This window comes from Azospirillum sp. RU38E, from assembly GCF_900188385.1.
Lineage (GTDB): Bacteria > Pseudomonadota > Alphaproteobacteria > Azospirillales > Azospirillaceae > Niveispirillum.
Genome location: NZ_FZOI01000001.1, coordinates 745,370 through 770,986 on the forward strand (window position 1 = coordinate 745,370; position 25,617 = coordinate 770,986).

Consider the following 25,617-nt stretch of genomic DNA (forward strand, 5'->3'; position numbering starts at 1 on the left):
GAAAGGCACTGTTCTTATGCGTTTGATTTTCCTCGGCGATATCGTCGGTCGCAGCGGGCGGGAAGGGGTGCTGCGGCACCTGCCCGCCCTTCGGGAGAAGCTGAAGCCCGATTTCATCGTGGTGAATGGCGAGAATGCCGCCGGTGGTTTCGGCATCACCGACAAGATCGCGCAGGAACTGTTCGCTGCCGGGGTGGATTGCGTGACACTGGGCAACCATGCCTGGGATCAGAAGGAATTGCTGTCGCAGATCGACCGCATCCCCCAGCTGGTCCGCCCGATCAACTTCCCCGATGGCACGCCGGGGCGTGGCTATACGGTGCTGCCGGCCAAGAATGGCCGGCACAAGGTGATGGTGATTAATGCCATGGGCCGTGTCTTCATGGACCCGCTGGATGATCCGTTCCCCCCGGTGGAAAAGCTGCTGCGAATCCATCAGCTGGGCGGGGCCCGCATGGGGCCGGCCGGGGTGGATGCCATCATCATGGATTTCCATGGCGAGGCCAGCTCTGAAAAGATGATCATGGGTCATGTGCTGGATGGTCGCGCCAGCCTGGTGGTCGGCACCCATTGCCATGTGCCCACCGCCGACCTGCAGATCCTCAATGGCGGCACGGCCTATCAGACGGATGCCGGCATGTGCGGTGACTATGACACCGTCATCGGCATGAAAAAGGAAGCCGCCATCCACAAGATGCTGCGCAAGATCCCCGGTGAGCGCTATTCCCCCGGTGAAAATGACGCGACGGTGAGTGTCTGCGGCGTGTTTGTGGAGACCGATGACCGTACCGGTCTGGCAAAGCGGGCCGAACCGATCCGCATTGGCGGTCGGCTCGGCCAGTCCATGCCGGTTTTATAAGTTCCCTCAGCCCGCGGGCCGGCAATCGCCGGCCTTTCAGGGGCCAAGTCTATAAAATCCGTGGCGCCCCCGGCAGGCGGCGCCATTCATCGTCGGGCAGCAGGATGTCGATGCTGGCCGGCCCTTCCGCTGGCAGCAGCCCTTCCAGCGGAAGGGCGAAACCGCATTGGCCATCCCCATAGCCGGCGGCGGCGACATCCGGCCGGGGCAGGGTGGCCAGCATTTCCATCCCCGCGCCATCATTCACCACCAGCCGCAGCCGCACCGGGCCACCGGCCGGATCATAGGCCCAGCCATGGGCATGACCATCCTGGATGCCGTCAAACCAACCCTGGATGCGGCCTGGTGCCCGGTAATGCAGCGGCAGCCCCTGGAAATCCATATAAAGCGGGCTTTCCGGGCCATCCCGAAAGGCCCGCCAGCGCTGCCGCACTTCATCGGCCGGCATATAGGGTGTCAGCTTGGCCAGGGCCATGACATCGGCCAGACGGTGCGGCCGTTCGGCCCAGCCTTCGCCACAGGGGGGCGGAAGCTCCCCGGTCAGGGCCGGTGCCAGCCGTTCCAGCAGGTTCAGCACGGCCCCCAGGGCCAGATCGGACAGGCTGCGATGGCCGATGCCGGCAGGGATGGCGAAACGTTCCACCGCCAGGATGGGGCCGGAATCGACAGGCAATTGCATCAGGTGCGCCGTGGCGCCGAAGCTGGCGGCCCCTTCGTAAAGGGCCAGATGCAGGGCACCGGAACCGGGATATTCCGGCGGTGCCGGATGCAGGTTGACCGCCCCCGCGGTGCAGCGTGCCAGCAATGCCGCCGGCACCACCTGCCCGAAGCAGATGGTGATCAGCCGCACCCGCTGGCCTTCCGATGCCGTCAAGGCAGCATCCAGCCCGGCCAGATCATGCGCCAGGGTAATGGCAATATCCGGATTGGCCGCTGCCAGCAGCTGGGCGGCGGTTGTCGCCAGATGCGGCGGTGACAGCAGCACCAGCGCGTCCAGCGACGGGGAAGGAGCCGCTACCTCTGCCAGCACCTCGTCCATCAAATGGACCCTCGCTCCTGGGCGAAGCGCACGGCCTCCTCAGCGGCCTTGAACAGGGCTTTGGCCTTGTTCACCGTTTCCTGATACTCGGCCTCCGGATCGCTGTCGGCCACCACGCCACCGCCGGCCTGCACATGCATCACCCCGTCCTTCAGCACGGCGGTGCGCAGCGCGATGCAGGTATCCATGCTGCCATTGGCGGCGAAATAGCCGATGCAGCCGCCATAGATGCCGCGCCGGGTCTTTTCCAGCTCGTCGATGATCTCCATCGCCCGCACCTTGGGCGCCCCTGACACGGTGCCCGCCGGGAAGCCCGCCACCAGCGCCTCAATCGGCGTGAATTTCGGGTTCAGCTTGCCTTCCACGTTGGAGACGATGTGCATGACGTGGGAGTAATATTCGATGGTGTATTTCTCCGTCACCGTCACGGTGCCGGTCTGCGCCACCCGGCCCACATCATTGCGGCCCAGATCCAGCAGCATCAGATGTTCGGCCAGTTCCTTGGGGTCGGACAGCAGGTCGGCCGCCAGCGCCTTATCCTCCGCCGCATCCTTGCCGCGCCGCCTTGTGCCGGCGATGGGGCGGATGGTAACGGTATCGTCGCGCAGCCGCACCAGGATTTCCGGGCTGGAGCCCACCACCGACAGGTGCCCGAAATCCAGGAAGAACATGAAGGGCGACGGGTTCAGCCGGCGCAGCGCGCGGTACAGCGCAAAGGGCGGCAGGGCGAAGGGCACGGAGAAACGCTGGCTGGGCACGACCTGGAAGATGTCGCCGGCGCGGATATACTCCTTCGCCTTCTCCACGATGCCGTAATATTCCTGCACCGCCGTGTTAGAGCTGGGGGCCGGCAGCGCCGTCACCTCCAACGTCGTCTCATGCGCGGCGGGAACCGGGCCTTCCAGGTCGGCCACGGTTTCCGCCAGCAGGGTGCGGGCGGCGGCATAGGCATCGGCGGCGGACAGGCCGGCCACCGGCCGCACCGGCGTCACTACCGTCACCACATTCTCAATCCCGTCGAAAATGGCCATGACCGTCGGGCGGATCATGATGCTGTCTTCGACATTCAGCTCATTGGGGTTGCTGTCCGGCAGCCGTTCCATCAGCCGGACCATGTCATAGCCCAGATAGCCGAACAGCCCGGCCGACATGGGCGGCAGTTCCGCTGGCAGGTCGATGCGCGATTCGTCCAGCAAGGCGGCCAGCACCTTCAGCGGGTCGCCCGCACATGGGGTGAAGCTGTCGGGATCGGCCGCCGCGTTGCGGTTGATCTCCGACGCCGTACCCCGGCAGCGCCAGATCAAATCCGGCTTCAATCCGATCAGGGAATAGCGGCCGCGCACCGACCCGCCGGTCACCGATTCCAGCAGGAAGCTGTTGGCGCGGCCGCGCCCCAGCTTCAGCATGGCGGAGACAGGCGTGTCCAGGTCGCTGACCAGTCGCGTCCACAGAACCTGGGCCTGGCCGGATTCGTAGCTGCGGATAAAAGCGCTTTCGTCGGGGAAGGTGCGCACGGCCGCTTACTCCTGCGGGCGATACATGGTGTCGATGACCGACCGGTTGATGGTGACGCCGTAGCGTGCCCGCAGACCAGCCAGATATTGCAGCATCAGGTCCGAGGCCATGGCTTCCGCCATGTTGCTGCTCAGCATATTGATGGCTGTGGCAGCCTGCACCAGGGACGGATCGGCGGGGATGATTTCCACCAGCTTGGCCACCACCTGGCCGCTGCTGCTGGCCCCCACCGCAACTGTGTCGGGCTTGGCGGCGAACATCGGTTCAAACAGGCTGGCCGGCAGGGAGAGGTTGGGGCCACCGGCGCGGCGCATCGGTTCGCTGCGCTGGACCAGGGCACCGGTGATGCCGGCGGCGGCATCCTTGGGCGTTGCCCCGGCGCGCAGCTTCTCGGCCACTTCCTCGGCCTTCTTCTTGGCCGTGGCGGCCTTCTGCTCGGCCTGCCAATCGGCCAGAACCTGGCCCTTTACCTCTGCCAGCGGCTTCACGGCCGACGGGGTGACGGCATCGACATGCACGACATAGAAGGCATCGCTGCCAGCCTCTGCCACGCTGCCATTCTGGCCTTCGGGCAGGGAGAAGGCGTTGGTCAGAATGGCGTCCGCTGTCGGCAGACCGTCGGTCTTCGCCACGCCCTTCTTGTCCTTGCCCTGGTTGTCCACGCCATCCAGCTTGATGGTGCGGCCACCGAACTCCTTCACGGCATCGGCCACCGGGGTGCCATTGGCCAGGGCGTCCTCCAGCTTGGTGGAGGCTTCATAGAGCTTGTCGATGGATTTTTCCTGACGGACCTTGGCGGTCACCTCGTCCTTCACTTCCGCCAGGGTGCGGGTACCACCGGCCTTGATGGTGCTGACCAGGGCGACGTGGAAACCAAACGCGCTTTCCACCGGGCCGACGGGCTTGCCCTGTTCGGCGGTGAAGACCGGCTCGGCCAGTTCCGCCGGCAGGTCGGCCTTCAGCACATCGTCCAGCTTCACGGCTTCCTGCTTGGCGTCCTTGGCCACCTGTTCCAGCGTCTTGCCGCCCTGAATGGCGGCCAGCGCCTTGTCGGCAGCGGCTTTGTCCGGGAAGACGATCTGGGTCAGGGTCCGGCGCTCAGCCGTCACATAGTCAGCCTGGTGAGCGTCATAATATTCCTGGCGCTGTTCATCGCTGACCTGGATTTCCTTGGCCAGGGCCGAGGCTTCGATCAGACCGATGGTCAGGTCACGATATTCCGGTGCCGTGTAGCGCACGGCCTTGTCCTGGTGGAACTGGGCCAGCACCGCCTCTTCCGGGGCGGGCGCGTCCGGCATGGCGGTGTTGGGAATGGTCACCAGATCGAAACGCCGGGCCTCCTCCCGATAGCGGAACAGCTGTTCGGCCAGGGCGCGGGGCACGGTCGTGCCAGCGGTGATGGCGCCGGCAATGTCACCCTGCGCCAGATCGGCCCGCACCTGCTCGGCAAAGCCATGCTCGGTATAGCCATTCTGGGCCAGCAGGGCGCGCATCAGCGCCGGGTCGAACTGGCCCAGCCCGTTCTTGAAGGCCGGCACCTTGGAAACCATGTCCACCACGGTCTGGTCGGCGATGCGGATGCCGGCATCCTCCGCCGCCTTCAGCAGCAGGGTGCGCTGGATCAGCTGTTCCAGGGCCCGGTCCACCAGACCCAGCTGGCGGGCCTTGGCTTCATCGAAGTCCGGCCCCATCACCTGACGCAGGCGGTTGATCTCCGCCTTGAACTCGCGGTCCAGTTCCTGCGGCGTGATGTTGGTATCGCCCACCTTGGCGACACCGGTCTGCACGCCGCGCGTGATGTCGCCGATGCCCCAGACGGCAAAGCTGATGATCAGGACGACGAACAGGATCTTGACGACCCAGGAGCCGGCGGTGCTGCGGATGATCTGGAGCATGGAGGCTGACGCATGGTTTCCGTAAGGAGCGGTACGCAGGATCGCGCATCCGCCGCCCCGGCATGGCAGCCGGGGAGCGCGGCATCATAGGGAAGGGGGGCGCCGGCGGCAAGCCTGGGGGAAACATGGGCGTAGCCGATTTGCCTCGCATGGCGTTTCAAGCCCCAGGCTGGTAAACCGGGTGTCACAAAACGGCAAAAGCCGAATAAAGGGGCCGGTCTGCCCGGTCCCCATAATAAGTGAGGATCTTGAAATGACCGATCGTTATCTGATCGCCGGCAATTGGAAGATGCATTGCCGTCGGCAGGACGGCTTTGCCCTGGCCCAGGCGCTGGCGGAGAAGGCGGGGGCTGCCCCGCATCCGCGATTCGACCTGTTGCTCTGCCCGCCGGCGACCCTGGTGGAAACGGTGACCCGCGCCGTTGCCGGCAGTGCTGTTCTGGTGGGCGGGCAGGATTGCCATGCCGACGCGCAGGGCGCCCATACTGGCGATATCGCTGCTGAAATGCTGGCTGATCTGGGGGCCCGTTTCGTGATTGTCGGCCATTCGGAGCGCCGGCAGAATCACGGGGAAACCGATGCGCAGGTGAAGGCCAAAGCCGCCGCAGCACTCCGCGCCGGCCTGACCGCCATTGTCTGCGTGGGCGAAACGGAGCCGGAGCGCGATGCCGGGCAGGCGGAATCGGTGGTGATTGCCCATGTCACGGGCTCCATCCCCGCCGGTGCCAATGCCGATAATCTGGTGGTGGCCTATGAGCCGCTCTGGGCCATCGGCACTGGCCGTACCCCGACAATTGCCGACATTGCAGCCATGCACGCCACCATCCGGCGCACCCTGGCGGGGCTGGTGGAGCAGCCGGAGCGGGTGCGCATTCTCTATGGCGGCTCGGTCAAGGCCAGCAATGCCGCCGAAATCTTGGCCGTGGCCGATGTGGATGGCGCCCTGGTTGGCGGTGCCAGCCTGAAGGCGGATGAGTTCTGGTCCATTGCGCAATCCTGCCTGTGACACTTCGCTCTGGCATGTCGCGGCGTGAGCGGTTAAACAGGCGGCGAGTTTCATGACGTTGCAGCGCCGGCTGCTCCCCCCAGGGGGCGGCCGGCCGCTTCTATGGGTGCACGGTGCGCCTGCGGCATGGCAAAAATGTCTCTGGGGAATTGCGGATGCAAACGGTAGTCCTGGTGGTGCATCTGCTGATCACGGTCGCGTTGATCGGCGTTGTACTGGTGCAGAAGTCCGAGGGCGGTGGCCTGGGGATTGGGGGCGGCACGATGGGTGGTTTCATGACCGCCCGTGGCAGCGCCAATCTGCTGACCCGCACCACCGCCATTCTGGCGGCGGCCTTTTTCTGCACCAGCCTGATCCTGGCGATCATGGCCGGCACCAAGGGTGGCAGCAGCAGCATGTTCGATCGTCTGCCGGCGCCCGCCGCCGAGCAGCCGGCCAGCACTGCGCCCGCCGCCCCGGCTCAGCCCACGGTTCCCGTCGGCCAGTAAGGCCGGCGCCACCGGCGTGGCTTTAGCCTGACGGATAGGTGAAGAGGCGGCGGAAATGCCGCCTCTTTCCGTTAGGGCATGAATATGGTGGAGTACGGGGCACACGGCCCCGGATGATCAATTTATTGGGCCGTTCGGCCCGTTCCCGGATTGCGGATGGGCCATCAAGGCCCAGGACCATCGGCACGGACGTAAGGTTAGGGTTCCATGACGCGCTTCATCTTCATCACCGGCGGTGTGGTTTCGTCCCTTGGCAAGGGCTTGGCTTCCGCAGCACTCGGCGCGCTGCTGCAGGCGCGCGGCTACAAGGTCCGCCTGCGCAAGCTGGACCCGTACCTGAATGTCGATCCCGGCACCATGAGCCCCTATCAGCATGGCGAAGTGTTCGTCACCGATGACGGTGCCGAAACCGACCTGGATCTGGGCCATTACGAGCGCTTTACCGGCGTTCACGCCACCAAGTCCGACAATATCACCACCGGCCGCATCTATTCCAACGTGCTGGCCAAGGAACGCCGGGGTGACTATCTGGGCGCCACGGTGCAGGTGATCCCGCACATCACCGACGCCATCAAGGATTTCATCGCCGCCGATCTGGATGGTGAGGATTTCGTGCTGTGCGAGGTGGGTGGCACCGTCGGCGATATCGAATCGCTGCCCTTCCTGGAAGCCATCCGCCAGTTCGGCAATGATTACGGCCCGGAAAAGGTGCTGTTCTGCCATGTCACCCTGGTGCCGTACATTCCGGCGGCGGGTGAGCTGAAGACCAAGCCGACCCAGCATTCCGTGAAGGAGCTGCTGTCTGTCGGTATTCAGCCGCAGATGCTGCTCTGCCGTGCCGACCGCGACATTCCGGAGAATGAGCGGCGCAAGATCGCCCAGTTCTGCAACATCCAGAAAGAGCGCGTCATCGCAGCATTGGATGTGGACAATATCTATCAGGTGCCGATCTCCTATCACGAGCAGGGGTTCGACAATCAGGTGCTGAAATATTTCGGTATGCCCTGCGAGGGCACGCCGGACCTGTCGCGCTGGGAAGAGATTGTCCGCCGGGTGCGCAACCCGGAAGGCACCGTCACCATCGCCGTGGTGGGCAAATATACCAGTCTGCTGGACGCCTATAAGTCGCTGGGCGAGGCGCTGACCCATGGCGGCATCGCCAACCATGTGAAGGTCAAGCTGGACTGGATCGACGCTGAAATCTTTGAAAGCGGCGATGCCATTCAGCGGCTGGAACATGTGCATGGCATCCTGGTGCCCGGTGGCTTTGGCGAACGTGGCACGGAAGGCAAGATTCGCGCGGCCCAGTTTGCCCGTGAACACAATATCCCCTATTTCGGCATCTGCTTCGGGATGCAGATGGCGGTGATCGAGGCGGCGCGCCACATGGCGGGCCTGCCCAACGCTGGCTCCACCGAATTCGGCAAGCCCGACCCGGCCGTTGTCGGCCTGATGACGGAATGGGTGCAGGGCAACCAGCTGGTCAAGCGCCAGGAGGGCGGCGATCTGGGCGGCACCATGCGCCTGGGCAGCTATAACTGCCACCTTACCGCCGGTTCCAAGGTGCGCGAAATCTATGGCAGCGACGATATCATCGAGCGCCATCGCCACCGCTATGAAGTGAACATCAATTTCCGTGAGCAGTTGGAGAAGTCGGGCCTGACCTTCTCCGGCCTGTCGCCGGATGGCATTCTGCCGGAGATCGTGGAGCTGCCGAATCACCCCTGGTATATCGGCGTGCAGTTCCACCCGGAACTGAAGTCCAAGCCGTTCGACCCGCATCCGCTGTTCACCAGCTTCATCGCCGCCGCCATCGCACAGAGCCGGCTGGTTTGATCCTGTTGCGTTGATGCAGAACAGACAGCCGGGGAGGGGGAGACCTTTCCCCGGCTGTCTGGTTTTCAGACCCCTGGCTTCCCATATCGGGTTCAAAGGAGATTTCCATGAACCGCACCGTCAAAGTCGGCCCGCTTTCCATCGCCAATGACAAGCCCTTCGTGCTGATCGCCGGCCCCTGCCAGCTTGAATCGCGCGACCATGCCATGACCATGGCGGCGGCCCTGGCGGAACTGACGGGCAAGCTGGGCATCGGGCTGATCTACAAGACCAGCTTCGACAAGGCCAACCGCACCTCCGTTTCCGCCCAGCGTGGCTTGGGCATGGACAAGTCCCTGCCGATCCTGGCGGAAATCCGGGAGAAATTCGGTTGCCCGGTGCTGACCGACATCCACAGCGCCGATCAATGCGCCCCGGTGGCGGAAGCTGTCGATGTGCTGCAGATCCCGGCCTTCCTTTGCCGCCAGACCGACCTGCTGCTGGCGGCCGGCGAAACGGGCAAGCCGATCAATGTGAAGAAGGGCCAGTTCCTGGCGCCGTGGGACATGAAGAATGTCGCCGCCAAGATCGCCTCCACCGGCAACCATAATGTGCTGCTGTGCGAGCGTGGGGCGAGCTTCGGCTATAACACCCTGGTCAGCGACATGCGCTCCCTGCCGATCATGGCGCAGACGGGTTACCCGGTGGTGTTCGATGCCACCCATTCGGTGCAGCAGCCGGGCGGGCAGGGCACCAGCAGCGGCGGCCAGCGGGAATTCGTGCCGGTGCTGGCGCGTGCTGCCATCGCCATCGGGGTTGCGGCGGTGTTCATGGAAACCCACGAGAACCCCGATGGCGCCCCCAGCGACGGCCCCAACATGGTGCCACTGGACCAGATGGAAGGCGTGCTGTCCACGTTGCTGGCGTTTGACCGGATCGCCAAGGCGAACCCGGTCCACATCTGATTTCTGCCGCGTGCTGCAAATGTGACCTTCCGCTGCTTTGACAAAGCCGCAGCACTGGCCTTAACCATGGGCCGAAAATAAAAGGTCCGGGCGCGCGACCCGGCCCGTGGTTTGAGGAACCCAGCACCCATGTCCATACCGCCCCTGGGCCCCCGCTCTCCGCAGCGGGGTGGCCCGGTTTCCCGTTTCGTCGGCCGTGTGGCCCTGCGTCTGCTGGGCTGGCGGGTGAGCGGGGCTTTTCCCGACCTGGAAAAGTTCGTCACCATCGGGGCGCCCCACAGCTCCAACTATGATTTCATCATCGCCATGGCCACGGTCATGGCGACCAATCTGCGCATCCATATCCTGGGCAAGCACACCCTGTTCCGCGGACCGTTGGGACCGATCATGCGCTGGTGCGATGTGCTGCCGGTTGACCGCCGCGCGGCGGGTGGCGTGGTGGGTGAATGCGTAGCGGCGATCAGGGCGGCTGACCGCATGGTGGTCGGTGTTGCACCGGAGGGTACAAGGATGCCCAAAGCGGGGGCAGGGTGGAAGACAGGCTTCTGGCATATTGCGCGGCAGGCCGGCGTTCCGATCATACCTGTCGCGCTGGATTATGCGACACGCACGATCCGTATCGGCGAAGCGGTGGAGACGACGCCCAGCATAGAGGCGGATTTTACCAAGCTTTCCGCCTTCTATGGCGGGGTAAAGGGCGCGCGCCGGCAATTGCCGGCGACCATCCCGGTGGGCAAGGACAGGGCGACACAAAAGCCGGCGCCCTGAAAGCGTCGCTTGTCTGCGGATGGCTTCTGGCGGTATCCCCTTGACCCTGTAAGCACCCTTCACGGGTGCAAGGCATTTCTGCCCACGGAAGAGAGAGGCACCATGTCAGCCATCATCGACATTCACGCGCGCGAAATCCTGGACAGCCGCGGCAACCCGACCATCGAGGTTGAGGTTCGGTTGGAGTCGGGGGCCTTTGGGCGCGCCGCCGTGCCGTCGGGCGCCTCCACCGGCGCGCATGAGGCGGTGGAACTGCGCGACGGCGACAAGTCGCGCTATCTGGGCAAGGGCGTGCAGCGCGCCGTCGAATCCGTGAATGGCGAGATTTTCGACACGCTGGCAGGATTGGAATCGACCGATCAGGTTGCCATCGATCAGGCGATGATCGATCTGGACGGCACGCCGAACAAGGCCCGCCTGGGTGCGAACGCCATTCTGGGCGTGTCGCTGGCCGTGGCCAAGGCCTCGGCGGATGAGCTGGACCTGCCGCTGTACCGCTATGTCGGTGGCGCCAATGCCCGCATCCTGCCGGTGCCGATGATGAACATCATCAATGGCGGCGCCCATGCCGACAACCCGATCGACATTCAGGAATTCATGATCATGCCGGTGGGCGCCGAAACGGTCGCCGACGGTATCCGCGTGGGCGCGGAAATCTTCCACGCCCTGAAGAAGAAGCTGAAGGCCGCCGGCCACAACACCGCCGTGGGTGATGAGGGTGGTTTCGCCCCCAACCTGTCGTCGGCCACCGACGCGCTGGACTTCATCGTCGCCGCCATTGCCGATGCCGGTTACAAGGCCGGTGAGAATGTGCTGCTGGCGCTGGATGCCGCTTCCACCGAGTTCTTCAAGAACGGCAAGTACGAGCTGGAAGGCGAGGGCAAGAGCCTGACCCCGGCGGAAATGGTCGCCTACTGGGCCGATCTGGTGTCCAAGTACCCGATCGTTTCTATCGAAGACGGCATGGCCGAGGATGATTGGGAAGGCTGGAAGCTGCTGACCGACACCATCGGTTCCAAGGTGCAGTTGGTCGGCGATGATCTGTTCGTCACCAACCCGGCCCGCCTGAGCGATGGCATCAAGAAGGGCGTGGGCAATTCCATTCTGGTAAAGGTCAACCAGATCGGCACCCTGACGGAAACGCTGGAAGCCGTGCGTATTGCCCAGAATGCTGGCTACACCGCCGTTCTGTCGCACCGTTCGGGCGAAACCGAAGACAGCACCATCGCCGATCTGGCCGTGGCCACCAATTGCGGTCAGATCAAGACCGGCTCCCTGTCCCGGTCGGACCGGATTGCCAAGTACAACCAGCTGATCCGTATCGAGGAAGGTCTGGGCGGCGCGGCTGTCTATCCGGGCCGCGATGCGCTGAAGCGGGGCTGATTTATTTTTGCCGCACCGATTTTTTGTACGCGGTTGGTGATATGATTGGGGCGGTCCCTTCCGGGGCCGCCCTTTTCTTTTTGAGTGACGGAATAGGGGCAAGATCAATTCCGCTTATGTCACGAAATTCCATTTGACCCTTCCTTCGGCCCTGTGATTCCATCTCTGCCATGTCGATGCTCTACACCCTTCGCCAAGCTGCCTTCCGTGCCCTCCGTCAGATCGTGGGGCCGCTGGTTGGCGTCTGCGTGGTCGGCTATTTCGCCTATCATACCGTGCATGGTGATCGCGGGCTGGTGGCGCTGACGCGCCTGCAGGATCAGGTCGCCGAAGCCAGCGCCACCCTGGCGCAGGTGAGTGCGGAGAAGCAGGAGATGGAGCGCCGCGCCGACATGCTGCGCCGGGACAATCTGGACCCCGATCTGCTGGAAGAACGGGCGCGTGCAGTACTCAACTATTCCCACCCGGATGAGTTGATCATCCTGCTTCCGCGACGTGCTGCCACGCAATCTACGCAGGGCACGCCGGAACCGGCCCGTTCCACCCCCGACCAAGGTCGGTAAGTGGCTGATATCAGGCGAATTAGCCTGATTTAGGTTAAGGGTAAATTTCTCAAATAAAACAGTATATTGCAGCGCACACGTGCTTGCTATCAGCGGCGATGGGGGTTACCTGTTGTTTCGCAGACGCAATGCGAATGGCGTATTGCGCCCCATCTCATTTCTGGGAGGAGCCAGTGGCAGTCACGAAGCGCCGCACCACCCGTTCAGCGGCCCCCGAAGCCCCGACCCTGCCGAGCAAGGAAGAACTTGTTCGCTACTACCGCGAAATGCTGCTGATCCGCCGTTTCGAAGAAAAGGCGGGCCAGCTTTACGGCATGGGCCTGATCGGTGGTTTCTGCCACCTCTATATCGGCCAGGAAGCGGTTGTTGTCGGTATCCAGTCCTGCATGACCCCTGCCGACAGCGTCATCACCAGTTACCGTGACCATGGCCATATGCTGGCCTGCGGCATGGAGAGCAAGGGCGTGATGGCGGAGCTGACCGGCCGTGCCGGTGGCTACTCCAAGGGCAAGGGCGGCTCCATGCACATGTTCAGCCGGGAGAAGAAATTCTACGGCGGCCATGGCATCGTTGCCGCACAGGTGCCGATCGGCGCCGGCCTGGGCTTTGCCCACAAGTATCTGAATGATGGTGGCTTCAACGCCTGTTACATGGGCGATGGCGCCATCAACCAGGGTCAGGTCTATGAGACCTTCAACATGGCCGCCCTGTGGAAGCTGCCGACCCTGTTCGTGATTGAGAACAACAAATACGCCATGGGCACCGCCCAGGCCCGCGCTTCGGCCGGTGAGTTGTTTGAACGCGGCAGCGCCTATGGCATTCCGGGCAAGCAGGTCAACGGCATGGACGTTCTGGAAGTCCGCGCCGCCGCCCATGAGGCCATTGAATATATCCGTGCCGGCAACGGCCCGGTGATCCTGGAAATGCAGACCTACCGCTATCGCGGCCATTCCATGTCCGATCCGGCCAAGTACCGGACGAAGGAAGAGGTCAACAAGATGCGGTCGGAAAGCGATCCGATCGACAACCTCAAGAAGCTGCTGCTCGAAAAGGGCTATGCCGATGAGGAGAGCTTGAAGATCGTCGATCGTGAGGTGAAGGATATCGTCACCGAGGCGGCCGATTTCGCCACCACCAGCCCCGAGCCCGATCCGTCCGAACTGTGGACGGATGTTCTCGTGGAAGCCTGAAATCTGCCGTCACCGGAGGATAGAATATGCCCGTACAGGTCCTGATGCCGGCCCTGTCGCCGACCATGACGGAAGGCAAGCTGGCCAAGTGGTTGAAGAAGGAAGGCGACACCGTGAAGAGCGGTGACGTTCTGGCCGAGATTGAAACCGACAAGGCGACCATGGAAGTGGAAGCCGTCGATGAAGGCACGCTGCTGAAGATCCTGGTGCCGGAAGGCACTGAAAACGTTGCCGTGAACACCCCCATCGCCAGCATCGGCGAAGAGGGTGAGAGCGCTGACGCCGCGCCCGCCCCGGCCCCGGTTGCGGCCAAGCCCGCCGAAGCGGCAGCCCCGGCCCCCGCCGCCGCGCCCGCCCCGGTGCCGGCCCAGGCCAAGAGCCCGGCCAGCGACGAGGACCGCTTCTTCAAGGAGGTCAAAACCCAGACCGTCCGCGAAGCCCTGCGCGACGCCATGGCCGAAGAAATGCGCCGTGACGAAACCGTGCTGCTGATGGGTGAAGAGGTCGCCGAGTACCAGGGCGCCTACAAGATCTCCCAGGGCCTGCTGCAGGAATTCGGCGCCAAGCGCGTGATCGACACCCCGATCACCGAGCATGGTTTCGCCGGTCTGGCCGTCGGTGCCGCTTTCGGCGGTCTGCGCCCGATCGTGGAGTTCATGACCATGAACTTCTCGATGCAGGCCATCGACCACATCATCAACTCTGCCGCCAAGACGCTCTACATGTCCGGCGGTCAGATGGGCTGCCCCATCGTGTTCCGCGGCCCCAACGGTGCCGCTGCCCGCGTGGGTGCCCAGCACAGCCAGTGCTATGCCTCCTGGTACGCCCATGTGCCGGGCCTGAAGGTTCTGGCGCCCTACAGCGCCGCTGACGCCAAGGGTCTGCTGCGGGCCGCCATCCGTGACCCGAACCCGGTCGTGTTCCTTGAGAACGAGATCATGTACGGGCACAGCTTCGACGTGCCGACCGATCCGGACTTCATCCTGCCCATCGGCAAGGCGAAGATCGAGCGCGCCGGCACCGACGTGACCATCGTTGCCTATTCCATCTGCGTCGGCCATGCCCTGGCCGCGGCGGAGAAGCTGGCGGCGGAAGGGATCAGCGCGGAGGTGATCAATCTGCGCTCCATCCGTCCGCTGGACGTGGACACGATTGTCGAGAGCGTGAAGAAGACCAACCGTCTGGTTTCGGTCGAGGAAAGCTGGCCGTTTGCCGGCATCGGTTCCGAAATGGCCGCTGTCATGATGGAACACGCCTTCGATTATCTGGATGCACCGGTGGTCCGCGTCTGCGCCAAGGATGTGCCGCTGCCCTATGCGGCGAACCTGGAGAAGCTGGCCCTGCCGCAGCCCGACGATGTCGTGGCCGCCGTCAAGTCCGTCACCTACCGCAAATAAGGCAGAGGGAGGCTTTTAGATGCCCGTTGATATCCTGATGCCCGCGCTCTCGCCGACCATGACGGAAGGCAAGCTGGCGAAGTGGGTGAAAAAGGAAGGCGATAAGGTCAAGTCCGGCGACGTGCTGGCCGAAATCGAAACCGACAAGGCCACCATGGAAGTGGAGGCCGTGGACGAGGGCACGCTGGGCAAGATCCTGGTGGCTGAAGGGACCGAGGGTGTGGCGGTGAATACCCGCATCGCCATCATCCTGGAAGATGGGGAGGATGCATCCGCCCTGTCCGCCGCACCCAAGGCCGCTACTGCCCCGGCTGCTGCTGCGGCTCCCGCCGCCGCTGCTGCCCCGGCCCCGGTTGCCGCCGCTCCGGTGGCCCCGGCTGCTGCGGCCTCTGGTGATCGCGTCTTCGCCAGCCCGCTGGCCCGCCGTCTGGCGTCCCAGGGTGGTTTGGACCTGAAGGCCGTGGCCGGTACCGGCCCGCATGGCCGTATCGTCAAGGCCGATGTGGAAGCAGCCCTGAAGGGCGGTGCGCCCAAGGCCGCTGCGGCACCCGCCGCCGCTGCACCGGTCGCCGCCGCCCCGGCAGCAGCCCCGGCCCCCGTGGCCGCTGCACCGAAGGGTGTGGATGCCAAGGCGTTGGCCGACAAGCTGGGCATGAAGTACAAGGTTCTGCCCAACAGCGGGATGCGCAAGACCATCGCCAAGCGCCTGACCGAAGCCTGGCAGACCATCCCGCACTTTGGCCTGGCTGTTGATTGCGAAATCGACAACCTGCTGAAGCTGCGCGCCGAACTGAACGCGAAGTCGGGGGAGAAGATCTCCGTCAACGATTTCGTGGTGAAGGCGGTGGCCATCGCGCTGGCTCGCTTCCCGGCGGCCAACGTGTCCTGGCACGAGGATGGCATTCTTCAGTATGAGAATGTCGACGTCTCCGTCGCTGTTTCCACCGATGGCGGTCTGATCACCCCCATCGTGAAGAATGCCGACCGCAAGGGCCTGGCCACTATCTCCGCCGAGGTCAAGGAACTGGCGAAGAAGGCCAAGGAAGGCAAGCTGAAGCCGGAAGAATTCCAGGGCGGCACCTTCTCTGTGTCCAACCTGGGCATGTTCGGCATCAAGAGCTTCACCTCCATCATCAATCCGCCGCAGAGCTGCATTCTGTCGGTCGGTGCGGGTGAGAAGCGCCCGGTGGTCAAGGGCGACGCGCTGGCGATTGCCACCGTCATGTCCCTGACCCTGACCGTCGACCACCGTTCGGTTGATGGTGCCGTGGGTGCGGAGTTCCTGAAGCTGCTGAAGGGCCTGATCGAAGACCCGATCACGCTGATGCTGTGATGTGGGAGGGGTGGGGGCGGATGGCTTCCACCCCGTTTCCATCTTACCTTACCGTCATCCCGGCGAAGGCCGGGATCCAGGAGCCAAGGGCACTACGGTAGGGTTTTTCCGATCAAAGCTGCTGAAACGTTGGGCTTGTGGCCCCTGGATCCCGGCTTGTCGCCGGGATGACGGAGGGGGGGAGTGATGGTCGAGGCACGTCGTCTCCCATCAACGGCCCCCGTGCCCTGACACGAAGGACCAAGATCATGGCCGAGAATTTCGACCTCATCGTCATCGGTGCCGGCCCCGGCGGCTATGTCGCCGCCATCCGCGCCGCCCAGTTGGGCATGAAGACCGCCGTGGTGGAGCGTGAGCATCTGGGCGGCATCTGCCTGAACTGGGGCTGCATCCCGACCAAGGCGCTGCTGCGCTCCGCCGAGATCGCGCATTACATCCAGCATTCCCAGGCTTACGGCATCAAGGTCGAGGGCAACGTGACGCTGGATGTGGAAGCCATCGTCAAGCGCTCGCGCGGTGTCGCCAACCAGCTTTCCGCCGGCGTCAAGGGCCTGTTGAAGAAGAACAAGGTCACCGTCTTGGACGGCTCGGCCAAGCTGCTGGGCAAGGGCAAGATCGCCGTCACCGCCAAGGATGGCAAGGTGACCGACGCCGAGGCCAAGCACATCATCATCGCCACCGGTGCCCGTGCCCGCGTACTGCCGGGCCTGGAGCCGGACGGCAAGCTGGTCTGGACCTATAAGGAAGCCATGGTGCCGACGGCGACGCCGAAGTCGATGCTGGTCATCGGCACCGGTGCCATCGGCGTGGAATTTGCCTGCTTCTACAAGGCGATGGGCGTTGATGTGACCCTGGTTGAGGTGCTGGACCGCATCCTGCCGGTGGAAGACGAGGAAATCAGCGCCTTTGCCGCCAAGGCCTTCACCAAGCAGGGCATCAAGATCAAGACCGGTGCCAAGGTGGTGAAGCTGGACCGCCATGCCGACAGCGTGACGGCCCATATTGATATCGCCGGCAAGGTGGAGACGGTCACGGTTGACCGCATCATCTCTGCCGTTGGTATCGTCGCCAACACCGAAGGGCTGGGGCTGGAAAACACCAAGGTCAAGCTGGACCGCGGCCACATCGTCAATGACGGCTATGGCCGCACGGACGAGCCCGGTGTCTATGCCATCGGTGACGTGGCCGGCGCCCCCTGGCTGGCACACAAGGCCAGCCATGAAGGCATCATCTGCGTGGAGAAGATCGCGGGCCTGCCGCATGTTCACACGATGGACAAGACCAACATCCCCGGCTGCACCTATTCCTTCCCGCAGGTCGCCTCTGTCGGCCTGACGGAAGCCAAGGCCAAGGCCGCCGGGCATGAGGTGAAGGTCGGCCGCTTCCCGTTCATCGGCAATGGCAAGGCCATCGCGCTGGGTGAGCCGGAAGGTCTGGTCAAGACCGTGTTCGACGCCAAGACCGGGGAGCTGCTGGGCGCCCACATGATCGGTGCGGAAGTGACCGAGCTGATCCAGGGCTACACCATCGGCAAGACGGCGGAACTGACGGAAGCCGAGTTCATGCACACCGTTTTCCCGCATCCGACGCTGTCAGAAATGATGCATGAGTCGGTGCTGGCCGCTTACGGCCGCGCCATCCATTACTGATCGGCGCGTTTGGTTCTGATGTGGAAAGGGCGGCCCCGGTGGCCGCCCTTTTTATTGGCGCTGCTATTTCAGTCCCGCACGGGGCTTGTCACCACATCGGCCGTTGTGCTGACGGCCGTCGTGGTCACATCCACCGCCGTGCCCACCACGCTGCCGGTAACGGAGGCGGCGGTACCGACGACGGAGCAGGCGGACAAAAGGCATCCAAAGACCATGCATGGGATCAAAATCCACATCCGCGCAATGATCCGCATTTTGATCCTCTCTCCAGCGGGTTCTCCGCTTTGGCGTGCGCGCCAGTCAACTTCATTGATAGCAAGCCAGCTTGCGCGCCGGCGCTGTTTCCGGTCAACCGAAAATGGCTTCAAGGTGAGGCGAGAGGCCTGCGGCATTGACGGCTGACAGGGTACATCCCTGGCGCTCCGATGGAAACGCCAGGGATGGCGCGCTTTACTGATCGGTGATCAGCTCAGGGTAATGGCGTCAAAATTCTCCACCACGACCGACACTTCAGCTGTATAATTATAGCTTGTGCCGGTGCCATTGTTGAAGCCGCTGACACGGACCGATACGGTATTGCCGCTGGTGATGCAGGGCTGCAGAATGACGCCCGAGCCACTGTTATTGCGTGACAATTCAGTCACCGAGACTCCCCCATCGACCCGGGTAATCGCAAAGGTACCGAGACCGCCACCATTGGGAAGGCCAGCCGCACTCCGGCCCGTCACCGTAACCTGCACAATGGCGCTGTAGCGGCCGCTATTGAGGGTGACGTTGGCCGCTGTGGCGGTTGCGGCTTCGGCAACCGTGCCATTATAGCTCTTGGTCAAACGGTTCTGCTGCCGCTGCACAGCCCCCGGCCGCACCACCAAGCTGTCAAGGACGCTGACATCATTATACTGACCGCCGCGGAAAACCAGCTGGGCCTTGGTGTTGATATTGTTGTTCAAGTTGCCGATGGTGCTGCCGCCGGAAGTGTTGTCGGAGATATTGATATCATTGCGGGCGCACGCACTTTCAATGACCAGGGCCCGGGAGCTTGCACCGCCCGGTTCAATACCGAACCCATAGAAGCTGTTGGATTCGGAATGATGGTCGGTGCCGACGGTTCGGTTCATCAGCCAGACGCCAATCACGCCGTTAAGACTGGTGTGCAGGAAGCCGCCAAAGACGCTGCAGGCATAAACCCCGCGGAGCTTATAAGCGGCCGACATCATGTTCCAGAAGCTGACATTGGAAAAATGATGGGCGTTGGAGATTTCCGGCAGGAAGATACCCACATCGCTGTTGAGGATGGAGACATTTTCCACAGCGCCAAAATAGTTGGCATAGGCACTTCCAAGTGTGACCTGAGAATTTGGGATGTAAATCCCAACATTTCCCGCGGCCTGCTTGCCGATCAAATTCACATTCTGGAATTTCCAGTAGAGCGAATTCCAGTTGCTGCTGGTCGCATTCTCATGACCCAGCTGCACAATGCCATTGGGGTGGTTGACCAAGGTTTCAATCTTGCCGCCATCCCATTGAGAATAGTTATCCCGCAACAGCACCAGGGCATCGGTGTTCGTACTGCCTGCGGGGCGGAACAGCCTGGCGCCACCATAAGCCTTGACGGCTTTGCCAGAGTGAACCGTGATTTTCCCGTCAATCCGGTAATTCCCATCGGGGATGATAATAGTCCCCTGGTTATTGATGCAGTTTTGAATCTGGGTGGTGCTATCATTGGTGCCCGTGGCATCCGCACCATAATCCAGCACCGTGGTGTAGGTCGACATTTTGTTTCCTCGCAATGAGAATATTTGCCGAAATTGGCTTGGCATATATAGGATAAAAATCACCTTTTCAGCAAGGCCGGAACCCCATCTGAAATATAAGACATTATACCTATTTCTTTGGTATGGGATATCTCTCGCCCGTCGTGGGGGAATTATCCTCCTAGGCTGACGTGCCTTCTGCTGTTATGGAGGGAAGCCGGGGTTCGGTTGAACGAAGGGTGTTGCTTATGCGCTTCGGGCATCATTTCTTGAGCGTGATGCTGGGAGTGATCGGCATTTTGCTCGGCATTGCCAGTCTTCCCATCTGGGGTGAGTCTGTAACGCCGCAATTGGCTCCCCTTGAACATCTGCGTATTGGCTTTGCTTGGCTTTCCATTGGTTTGCTGATGGTGACCCTGCCTTTGCGGCGGTTCTTGGCGGCGCTGGTTTTTGGCCTGATTGCGTTTCTGAATCTGTTCTATCTGCTGCCCACGTTTTTAACGTTGGACCGGGGTGCACCCCCGCCAGCCGCCCAGCACTTCACCCTGCTGCACGCCAATATCTGGAACCGCAACCCGACGACCGATGCCATTGCGGCGATGGTGAACCGGGAGAGGCCGGACATCGCCGTCATGCTGGAAACCTTTCATGGTCTGCAGGAGCCCTGGTTGCCGGCGCTGGACCTGCACTGGCCCTATCGTGCGGATTGCGGCGCCGCTGGCTGCGCCAACCTGATCCTGTCGCGCTGGCCGCTGACCATTTTGGGCCAGAATAGTTCCTGGTTTAATGCAAAAGGATCGCCGGCCACGCTGGCCGTGCGGGTGCATCACCCGGCGGGGGATTTCACCCTGGTCGCCACCCATCTGGCCCAGCCTTTCGACCCTGTGTTCCAGGCCCAGGAAGGGGCCTGGCTGGCCCGCTATCTGCTTACCTTGCCGCCGCCGCTGGTGGTGACGGGGGATTTCAATTCCGCGCCTTGGTCGCCCCTGATCCGCAAGCTGGAACAGCAGGCGGGCATCACCCGCATCGCCCGGACCGGCCCCACCTGGCCATCTGGTCCCCTGAACCCGTTTGGCATTCCCATCGACCATATGCTGGGCGGGCCCGGCGTGTCGGCCGCCAATGTCCGCCGTCTGCCGCCCTTCGGGTCCGACCATCTGGCGCTGCTGGCGGAGATCGCCTTGACGCCGCAAGCTGTTGGCCCTGCAAAGCCTGCGGGGGAGGGTGGCGGCACAGCGGCCTTGGTTCCCACGCCCTGACGCCTTATCTTGGACGGCCAAGGCAATCCCCAAGGTCAGGGCCATGACGATCGAAGAACCCCGCGTCCGCCACCCCGAAAAGGCGCACCGTCCGGATAACCCGATCCTGCGCAAGCCGGAATGGCTGCGCGTGAAGGCGCCGACCAGCCGCGAATATGCGGAAACCCGCGACCTGATGCGCGGGTTGAAGCTGCATACCGTGTGCGAGGAGGCGGCCTGCCCCAATATCGGGGAGTGCTGGAAGAAGAAGCACGCCACCTTCATGATTCTGGGTGCCATCTGCACCCGCGCCTGCGCCTTCTGCAATGTCGCCACCGGCAAGCCGCTGGCGCTCGACCCGCATGAGCCGGAAAAGGTGGCCGAAGCCGTGGGCGGGCTGGATCTGGAACATGTCGTCATCACCTCGGTCGATCGTGACGATCTGCCCGATGGCGGTGCCGACCATTTCGCCCGCACCATCCGCGCCATCCGCCAGACGGCACCGAAGACCACCATTGAAATCCTGACGCCGGATTTCATGCGCAAGCCGGGGGCGGTGGAGCTGGTGGCCGAGGCGCGGCCGGATGTGTTCAACCATAATCTGGAAACCGTGCCGCGCCTGTACCCGACCATCCGGCCGGGCGCGCGCTATTTCACCTCGCTGGCTTTGTTGCAGCGGGTGAAGGAGGTTGATCCCTCCATCTTCACCAAGTCCGGCATCATGGTCGGTCTGGGGGAGACGAAGGAGGAGGTGGGGCAGGTGATGGACGATCTGCGCGCCGCCGACGTGGATTTCCTGACCATCGGCCAATATCTGGCCCCGACGCCCAAACATGCGGCGGTGGATCGCTTTGTCACGCCGGAAGAGTTCGCGTCTTATGAAACCATTGCCCGTGGCAAGGGTTTCCTGATGGTGTCGTCCAGCCCGCTGACCCGCAGCTCCTACCATGCCGGGGATGATTTCCGGAAGCTGCGCGCCGCGCGGGAGGCCAAGCTGGCTGCACAGGCACCCGCCATCAATATTGTTGCCCTGGCAACCGGTCAGGCGTCGCTGTAAGGCGGGATCGAACGGAGCGCCAGAGAGATGCCGACCCATGCCGAGCGGCGTGTACTGCCCTACACGCCGCAGCAGCTCTATGATCTTGTCGCCGATGTGGAGCGCTATCCGGAATTTCTGCCCTGGGCCGTGGCCTGCCGCATCCGCAAGCGGCAGGAACGGCTGATCTGGGCCGATCTGGTGATCGGTTTCAAGCTGATCCGGGAAAAATTCACCAGCAAGGTGACGCTGGACCCGGACAAGCTGTCCATCCATGTCGAATATGTCGAGGGGCCGTTCCACCACCTCAACAATCATTGGGTGTTTGAACCGCACGAGCTGGGCTGCGTCGTTGATTTTTATGTGGATTTCGAATTCCGCAACAAGATGCTGCAGACCATCATCGGCGCCCTGTTCAATGAGGCGGTGAAACGCATGGTGGCGGCGTTCGAGACGCGGGCGAAGCAGCTTTACGGGTAAAGAAGGGGCGCAACATGCCGGAATTCGATGCCGATTTCCGTGACCGGTTCCGCCAGCTGCTGCGCTGGCGCCGCGATGTACGCCATTTCAAGACCGATCCACTGCCGGAAGGCCTGTTGGAACAATTGCTTTCCGATGCCTGTCTGGCCCCCAGCGTCGGCCTGTCGGAGCCCTGGCGCTTTGTCATTGTGGAAGATGCGGCCCGGCGGCAGGCGGTGATCGATGATTTCCGCCATGCCAATGCCGATGCGCTGGCCGCACAGGCGCAGGGCGGGCGCGGGTCTGATTATGCAAGGCTGAAACTGGCGGGGCTGGTGGAAGCCCCGGTACATCTGGCCGTGTTCGCGGAAACCGATCCCGAGCAGGGTCACGGGCTGGGTCGGCGCACCATGCCGGAAACCGTGCTGTATTCCGCCGCCATGTCGATTTTCACCCTCTGGCTCTCGGCCCGCGCCCATGGGGTGGGGCTGGGCTGGGTCTCCATCCTGGACCCCGACACCGTGACGGCACTGCTGGATGTGCCGGCGGGCTGGCGGCTGGTCGGCTATCTCTGCCTGGGCTATCCGGCGACGGAGGAGGGCCGGCCGGAGCTGGAGCGGGAAGGCTGGGAGCACCGCCGCCCGCCGGAAGCTCATTGGCTGCGCCGGTAACCGCGCCCTACATTTCTTTCGGCAGGCTCTGCAAGGAGAGCAGCGCCTCTGCCACCCCGGCCGGCTGGGGGCGGGAGAAATAAAATCCCTGGCCATAGCGGCATTCCAGCCCGCGCAGGAACTGTACCTCTGCCGCCGTTTCAATCCCCTCGGCCACCACATCCATATCCAGGCTTTTGGCCAGCAGCAGGATGATGCGGGAAATCTCCTCCCGCCGGTCATTCTCACCGGTCCCATGCACGAAGGCGCGGTCGATCTTCAGGGTACCGACCGGATAGCGGTGCAGATAGGAGAGGCTGGAATAGCCGGTGCCGAAATCATCCAGCGACAGGCCGACCCCCAGATCGCGGATCTGCTGCATCAGCACCACCACGCGCCCCGGATCATCCATCAGCAGGCTTTCGGTGATCTCCAGCTTCAAGGTCTCCGGCGCGATGCCGGATGCGGCCAGGGCGGCACGGACATGGCCGACAATATCATCATCCAGCATCTGCCGGCCGGAGACATTGACGCTCATGAACAGGCCGCTGCCATGCGCCTTCTGCCAGCGCGCCAGCTGTTGCGTCGCTTCCCCCAAGGCCCAGCGGCCGATTTGCAGGATCAGGCCGGTATCTTCGGCCAGCGGGACAAATTCGGAAGGCGCGATCATGCCGCGCTCCGGATGGTTCCAACGGATCAGCGCTTCGAACCCGGCGATGCTGCCATCGGACAGGCGGACGATGGGCTGGTAATGCAGGGCCAGCTGCTGCAGATCGGCCGCCTGCCGCAGGTCCGTTTCCGTGCGCAGGCGGGACATGGCGCGGTCACGCAGCGCCTCGTCGAACATTTCCACCCGGTTGCGGCCATCGCCCTTGGCGCGGAACATGGCCAGGCTGGCATCGCGCAGCATGTCGGCCGCCTGGGTATAGCCGGTGTGCGACATGGCGATGCCGCCCGATACCGTCAGCACCACCCGTTCGCCGCTGGTCAGCTGCAGCGGTTCGGCAATGCGGGCGGCCAGCCGGGTGGCGGCGGACAGGGCCGCCTTCACATCCACCACCCCATCCATCAGCACGGCATATTCATCGGCGGAGATGCGGCCCACCGTGTCGCCGGCCCGCCGCTCCCGTTCCAGCCGCTGGCCCAGCAGGCGCAGGACTTCATCCCCGGCCAGCGGCCCCAGACTGTCATTGACCCGCTTGAAATGGTCCAGATCGAACAGGATGACGGCGCAGGGCGGATCGTCCGGCCGGCGGCGCCGGCCCAGCGTCTGGCTGATACGGTCCAGCAGCAGGGAGCGATTGGGCAGCCCGGTCAAGCCATCATGGAAGGCATCGAACAGGATTTGCTGTTCGGCACGTTTGCGGTCGGTGATGTCGGTCATCGATCCGGCCATGCGGATGGCATCGCCCAGCGCATCGCGGATGGCGACACCCCGGATCAAGACCCACAGCTCCCCGCCACTGTCATGGCGGATGCGCACCTCATGTTCCAGATGCTCCGTCCCGCCGGACAGATGCAGGGAAAAGGCGGCGCGCAGGCCCGGCAGGTCGCTGGCATGGATCAGGGCAAACCAATCCTCAATCGTGCCGGTCCATTCGCCATGCGGCAGGCCCAGCATGTCCGACCAGCGGGGGGAGTAATAAACATCGCCCTCGCTGATCCGCCAGTCCCACAACCCGTCATTGGCGCCCTGGGCGGCCAGGGCATAGCGTTCCTCGCTGATGCGCAGCTGTTCCTCGGCCACCTTGCGGTCGGTAATGTCGGATTGTGAGCCGACAAGGCGCAGCGGCTCCCCTGACGCATCCATCACCGCGATGCCCCGGCACAGCATCCAGCGCCAGCCGGCGCTGGCATGTTGGATTCGGTACTCAATCTGGAACGGCTTGGCCCCGGCGGAGACCTGGGCATCCAGGGTGGCCTGCAGCCAGATCAGGTCTTCCGGATGCACCCGGTTCAACCATTCCTCCGGCCCGTCGCCGATCTCTTCCTCCGTATGGCCGATCAGGGCCTTCCAGCGGGGGGCATAATAAAGCCGGTCGGTGCGCAGATCCCAGTCATAGAGACCGTCATTGGTGGCGGCGGCCGCCAGGGCCAGCCGCTCCTCTGACAGGCGCAGTTTTTCTTCGGCCTGCTTGCGTTCGGTAATGTCGATGGCGGTGCCGATCAGCCGGTTGACGCAGCCATCCGACCCGGCCTGAACGGCCCCACGCAGCATCAGCCAGGTCCAGTCCCCCTTGGGACTGCGCACCCGATGTTCAATGACCACCCGACGCCCGGCCAGCCGGTCAGGCGACCGCAAGGTCGCCTCCAGCCAGGGCAGATCATCGGGATGGACGTGGGAAAACCAGAAGCCCAGGCAGATATCCTGCCCGTTTGCCGGCACCGGCAGAAAGGCCCTGAAGCCAGGGGAGAGGAACAGCCGATCACTCCCAACATCCCAATCCCAGATAGCCTCACCACTGGCGAAAGCAGCCAGCATATAGCGTTGGGCCATGGTGTCTTCTGGGGAGTCGGGCAAGGAAGCGGGGCCGGAAGATTGGGTCAGACGAAGATATTATACCATTGGATGGCGCCTTCGCTACGTATGTTCGCTTTTGTTCGAATTTATATTA

Annotated in this window: 22 protein-coding genes; 16 read left to right on the top strand and 6 right to left on the bottom strand. The window is 63.3% G+C overall.

All coding sequences use genetic code 11. The features are described 5' to 3' along the window. The first annotated feature begins 16 nt into the window (after positions 1-16). Positions 17-859, top strand: coding sequence for a TIGR00282 family metallophosphoesterase (locus CHB97_RS03220; RefSeq protein ID WP_089286467.1), 843 nt, complete (start codon positions 17-19; stop codon positions 857-859). Positions 860-908: 49 nt separating this feature from the next. Here CHB97_RS03220 and CHB97_RS03225 read toward each other — a convergent pair whose 3' ends face one another. The 3 genes from CHB97_RS03225 to CHB97_RS03235 are packed head-to-tail and all read right to left on the bottom strand — an operon-like array spanning position 909 to position 5,308. After that, on the bottom strand, positions 909-1,898 hold the full coding sequence (locus tag CHB97_RS03225) for a formyltransferase family protein (RefSeq protein WP_089286468.1): 990 nt from the start codon (positions 1,896-1,898) through the stop codon (positions 909-911). After that, positions 1,898-3,412, bottom strand: a complete 1,515-nt coding sequence (gene trpE / locus CHB97_RS03230; protein WP_089286469.1) for an anthranilate synthase component I — start codon at positions 3,410-3,412, stop codon at positions 1,898-1,900. Before trpE ends, CHB97_RS03225 begins: the two co-directional genes overlap by 1 nt. 6 nt (positions 3,413-3,418) lie before the next feature. Beyond that, entirely contained in the window at positions 3,419-5,308 is a 1,890-nt protein-coding gene (locus CHB97_RS03235; RefSeq protein ID WP_089286470.1) for a peptidylprolyl isomerase, read from the bottom strand. A 253-nt stretch (positions 5,309-5,561) separates the two neighbouring features. Between CHB97_RS03235 and tpiA the strand changes: the two genes are divergently transcribed. The 11 genes from tpiA (at position 5,562) to lpdA (ending at position 17,865) form a co-directional block, all read left to right on the top strand. Further along, the gene (tpiA, locus tag CHB97_RS03240; RefSeq protein WP_089286471.1) at positions 5,562-6,314 is read left to right on the top strand and encodes a triose-phosphate isomerase; all 753 of its coding nucleotides are present in this window, start codon (positions 5,562-5,564) and stop codon (positions 6,312-6,314) included. A gap of 155 nt (positions 6,315-6,469) precedes the next feature. After that, a complete protein-coding gene (gene secG / locus CHB97_RS03245) occupies positions 6,470-6,802 on the top strand; it encodes a preprotein translocase subunit SecG (protein WP_089286472.1) in 333 nt (110 codons plus the stop codon). A gap of 207 nt (positions 6,803-7,009) precedes the next feature. Continuing rightward, positions 7,010-8,638 (top strand): CTP synthase, encoded by a 1,629-nt coding sequence (locus tag CHB97_RS03250; RefSeq protein WP_089286473.1) that lies wholly within the window; start codon positions 7,010-7,012, stop codon positions 8,636-8,638. A 107-nt stretch (positions 8,639-8,745) separates the two neighbouring features. Beyond that, entirely contained in the window at positions 8,746-9,582 is an 837-nt protein-coding gene (kdsA, locus tag CHB97_RS03255; protein ID WP_153202140.1) for a 3-deoxy-8-phosphooctulonate synthase, read from the top strand. Positions 9,583-9,711: 129 nt separating this feature from the next. Next, on the top strand, positions 9,712-10,350 hold the full coding sequence (locus tag CHB97_RS03260; protein WP_089286475.1) for a lysophospholipid acyltransferase family protein: 639 nt from the start codon (positions 9,712-9,714) through the stop codon (positions 10,348-10,350). A gap of 102 nt (positions 10,351-10,452) precedes the next feature. Then, the gene (gene eno / locus CHB97_RS03265) at positions 10,453-11,733 is read left to right on the top strand and encodes a phosphopyruvate hydratase (RefSeq protein WP_089286476.1); all 1,281 of its coding nucleotides are present in this window, start codon (positions 10,453-10,455) and stop codon (positions 11,731-11,733) included. 170 nt (positions 11,734-11,903) lie between these two features. Further along, entirely contained in the window at positions 11,904-12,296 is a 393-nt protein-coding gene (locus CHB97_RS03270; protein ID WP_200819781.1) for a septum formation initiator family protein, read from the top strand. A 173-nt stretch (positions 12,297-12,469) separates the two neighbouring features. Further along, a complete protein-coding gene (pdhA, locus tag CHB97_RS03275) occupies positions 12,470-13,486 on the top strand; it encodes a pyruvate dehydrogenase (acetyl-transferring) E1 component subunit alpha (RefSeq protein WP_244559360.1) in 1,017 nt (338 codons plus the stop codon). Between the two features lie 26 nt (positions 13,487-13,512). After that, positions 13,513-14,883, top strand: coding sequence for a pyruvate dehydrogenase complex E1 component subunit beta (locus CHB97_RS03280; RefSeq protein ID WP_089286478.1), 1,371 nt, complete (start codon positions 13,513-13,515; stop codon positions 14,881-14,883). Between the two features lie 19 nt (positions 14,884-14,902). Next, positions 14,903-16,216, top strand: a complete 1,314-nt coding sequence (locus CHB97_RS03285; protein WP_089286479.1) for a pyruvate dehydrogenase complex dihydrolipoamide acetyltransferase — start codon at positions 14,903-14,905, stop codon at positions 16,214-16,216. Positions 16,217-16,464: 248 nt separating this feature from the next. Further along, positions 16,465-17,865: a dihydrolipoyl dehydrogenase gene (lpdA, locus tag CHB97_RS03290; protein WP_089286480.1), complete on the top strand. Its 1,401-nt coding sequence runs from the start codon at positions 16,465-16,467 to the stop codon at positions 17,863-17,865. A gap of 68 nt (positions 17,866-17,933) precedes the next feature. Here the strand turns inward: lpdA and CHB97_RS26950 are convergent, their stop codons facing one another. Further along, entirely contained in the window at positions 17,934-18,062 is a 129-nt protein-coding gene (locus tag CHB97_RS26950) for a hypothetical protein (RefSeq protein ID WP_256387113.1), read from the bottom strand. 267 nt (positions 18,063-18,329) lie between these two features. Then, entirely contained in the window at positions 18,330-19,685 is a 1,356-nt protein-coding gene (locus tag CHB97_RS03300) for a hypothetical protein (RefSeq protein ID WP_143270680.1), read from the bottom strand. A gap of 182 nt (positions 19,686-19,867) precedes the next feature. On the opposite strand from CHB97_RS03300, the gene CHB97_RS03305 reads away from it, so the two are divergent. Genes CHB97_RS03305 through bluB form a run of 4 tightly spaced genes read left to right on the top strand, consistent with a single transcriptional unit; the run spans position 19,868 to position 23,023 of the window. Then, positions 19,868-20,878: an endonuclease/exonuclease/phosphatase family protein gene (locus CHB97_RS03305; RefSeq protein WP_160105512.1), complete on the top strand. Its 1,011-nt coding sequence runs from the start codon at positions 19,868-19,870 to the stop codon at positions 20,876-20,878. A 43-nt stretch (positions 20,879-20,921) separates the two neighbouring features. Then, complete coding sequence (gene lipA / locus CHB97_RS03310) at positions 20,922-21,914, top strand: lipoyl synthase (protein ID WP_089286484.1); 993 nt, start codon at positions 20,922-20,924, stop codon at positions 21,912-21,914. Between the two features lie 27 nt (positions 21,915-21,941). After that, positions 21,942-22,373: a type II toxin-antitoxin system RatA family toxin gene (locus tag CHB97_RS03315; protein WP_089286485.1), complete on the top strand. Its 432-nt coding sequence runs from the start codon at positions 21,942-21,944 to the stop codon at positions 22,371-22,373. Between the two features lie 14 nt (positions 22,374-22,387). After that, positions 22,388-23,023, top strand: coding sequence for a 5,6-dimethylbenzimidazole synthase (gene bluB, locus CHB97_RS03320; RefSeq protein WP_089286486.1), 636 nt, complete (start codon positions 22,388-22,390; stop codon positions 23,021-23,023). A 7-nt stretch (positions 23,024-23,030) separates the two neighbouring features. On the opposite strand, the gene CHB97_RS03325 is transcribed toward bluB, so the two are convergent. After that, positions 23,031-25,499: a GGDEF domain-containing phosphodiesterase gene (locus CHB97_RS03325; RefSeq protein WP_089286487.1), complete on the bottom strand. Its 2,469-nt coding sequence runs from the start codon at positions 25,497-25,499 to the stop codon at positions 23,031-23,033. Positions 25,500-25,617: the final 118 nt, after the last annotated feature.

What these genes read in the sequence shown, in the direction of transcription:
- CHB97_RS03220 (WP_089286467.1), top strand. Translation starts at nt 17, where the DNA reads ATGCGTTTGATTTTCCTCGGCGATATCGTCGGTCGCAGCGGGCGGGAA.
- CHB97_RS03225 (WP_089286468.1), bottom strand. Translation starts at nt 1,898, where the DNA reads ATGGACGAGGTGCTGGCAGAGGTAGCGGCTCCTTCCCCGTCGCTGGAC.
- CHB97_RS03235 (WP_089286470.1), bottom strand. Translation starts at nt 5,308, where the DNA reads ATGCTCCAGATCATCCGCAGCACCGCCGGCTCCTGGGTCGTCAAGATC.
- tpiA (WP_089286471.1), top strand. Translation starts at nt 5,562, where the DNA reads ATGACCGATCGTTATCTGATCGCCGGCAATTGGAAGATGCATTGCCGT.
- secG (WP_089286472.1), top strand. Translation starts at nt 6,470, where the DNA reads ATGCAAACGGTAGTCCTGGTGGTGCATCTGCTGATCACGGTCGCGTTG.
- CHB97_RS03250 (WP_089286473.1), top strand. Translation starts at nt 7,010, where the DNA reads ATGACGCGCTTCATCTTCATCACCGGCGGTGTGGTTTCGTCCCTTGGC.
- kdsA (WP_153202140.1), top strand. Translation starts at nt 8,746, where the DNA reads ATGAACCGCACCGTCAAAGTCGGCCCGCTTTCCATCGCCAATGACAAG.
- CHB97_RS03260 (WP_089286475.1), top strand. Translation starts at nt 9,712, where the DNA reads ATGTCCATACCGCCCCTGGGCCCCCGCTCTCCGCAGCGGGGTGGCCCG.
- eno (WP_089286476.1), top strand. Translation starts at nt 10,453, where the DNA reads ATGTCAGCCATCATCGACATTCACGCGCGCGAAATCCTGGACAGCCGC.
- CHB97_RS03270 (WP_200819781.1), top strand. Translation starts at nt 11,904, where the DNA reads ATGTCGATGCTCTACACCCTTCGCCAAGCTGCCTTCCGTGCCCTCCGT.
- CHB97_RS03280 (WP_089286478.1), top strand. Translation starts at nt 13,513, where the DNA reads ATGCCCGTACAGGTCCTGATGCCGGCCCTGTCGCCGACCATGACGGAA.
- CHB97_RS03285 (WP_089286479.1), top strand. Translation starts at nt 14,903, where the DNA reads ATGCCCGTTGATATCCTGATGCCCGCGCTCTCGCCGACCATGACGGAA.
- lpdA (WP_089286480.1), top strand. Translation starts at nt 16,465, where the DNA reads ATGGCCGAGAATTTCGACCTCATCGTCATCGGTGCCGGCCCCGGCGGC.
- CHB97_RS03300 (WP_143270680.1), bottom strand. Translation starts at nt 19,685, where the DNA reads ATGCCAAGCCAATTTCGGCAAATATTCTCATTGCGAGGAAACAAAATG.
- CHB97_RS03305 (WP_160105512.1), top strand. Translation starts at nt 19,868, where the DNA reads ATGCGCTTCGGGCATCATTTCTTGAGCGTGATGCTGGGAGTGATCGGC.
- lipA (WP_089286484.1), top strand. Translation starts at nt 20,922, where the DNA reads ATGACGATCGAAGAACCCCGCGTCCGCCACCCCGAAAAGGCGCACCGT.
- CHB97_RS03315 (WP_089286485.1), top strand. Translation starts at nt 21,942, where the DNA reads ATGCCGACCCATGCCGAGCGGCGTGTACTGCCCTACACGCCGCAGCAG.
- bluB (WP_089286486.1), top strand. Translation starts at nt 22,388, where the DNA reads ATGCCGGAATTCGATGCCGATTTCCGTGACCGGTTCCGCCAGCTGCTG.
- CHB97_RS03325 (WP_089286487.1), bottom strand. Translation starts at nt 25,499, where the DNA reads ATGGCCCAACGCTATATGCTGGCTGCTTTCGCCAGTGGTGAGGCTATC.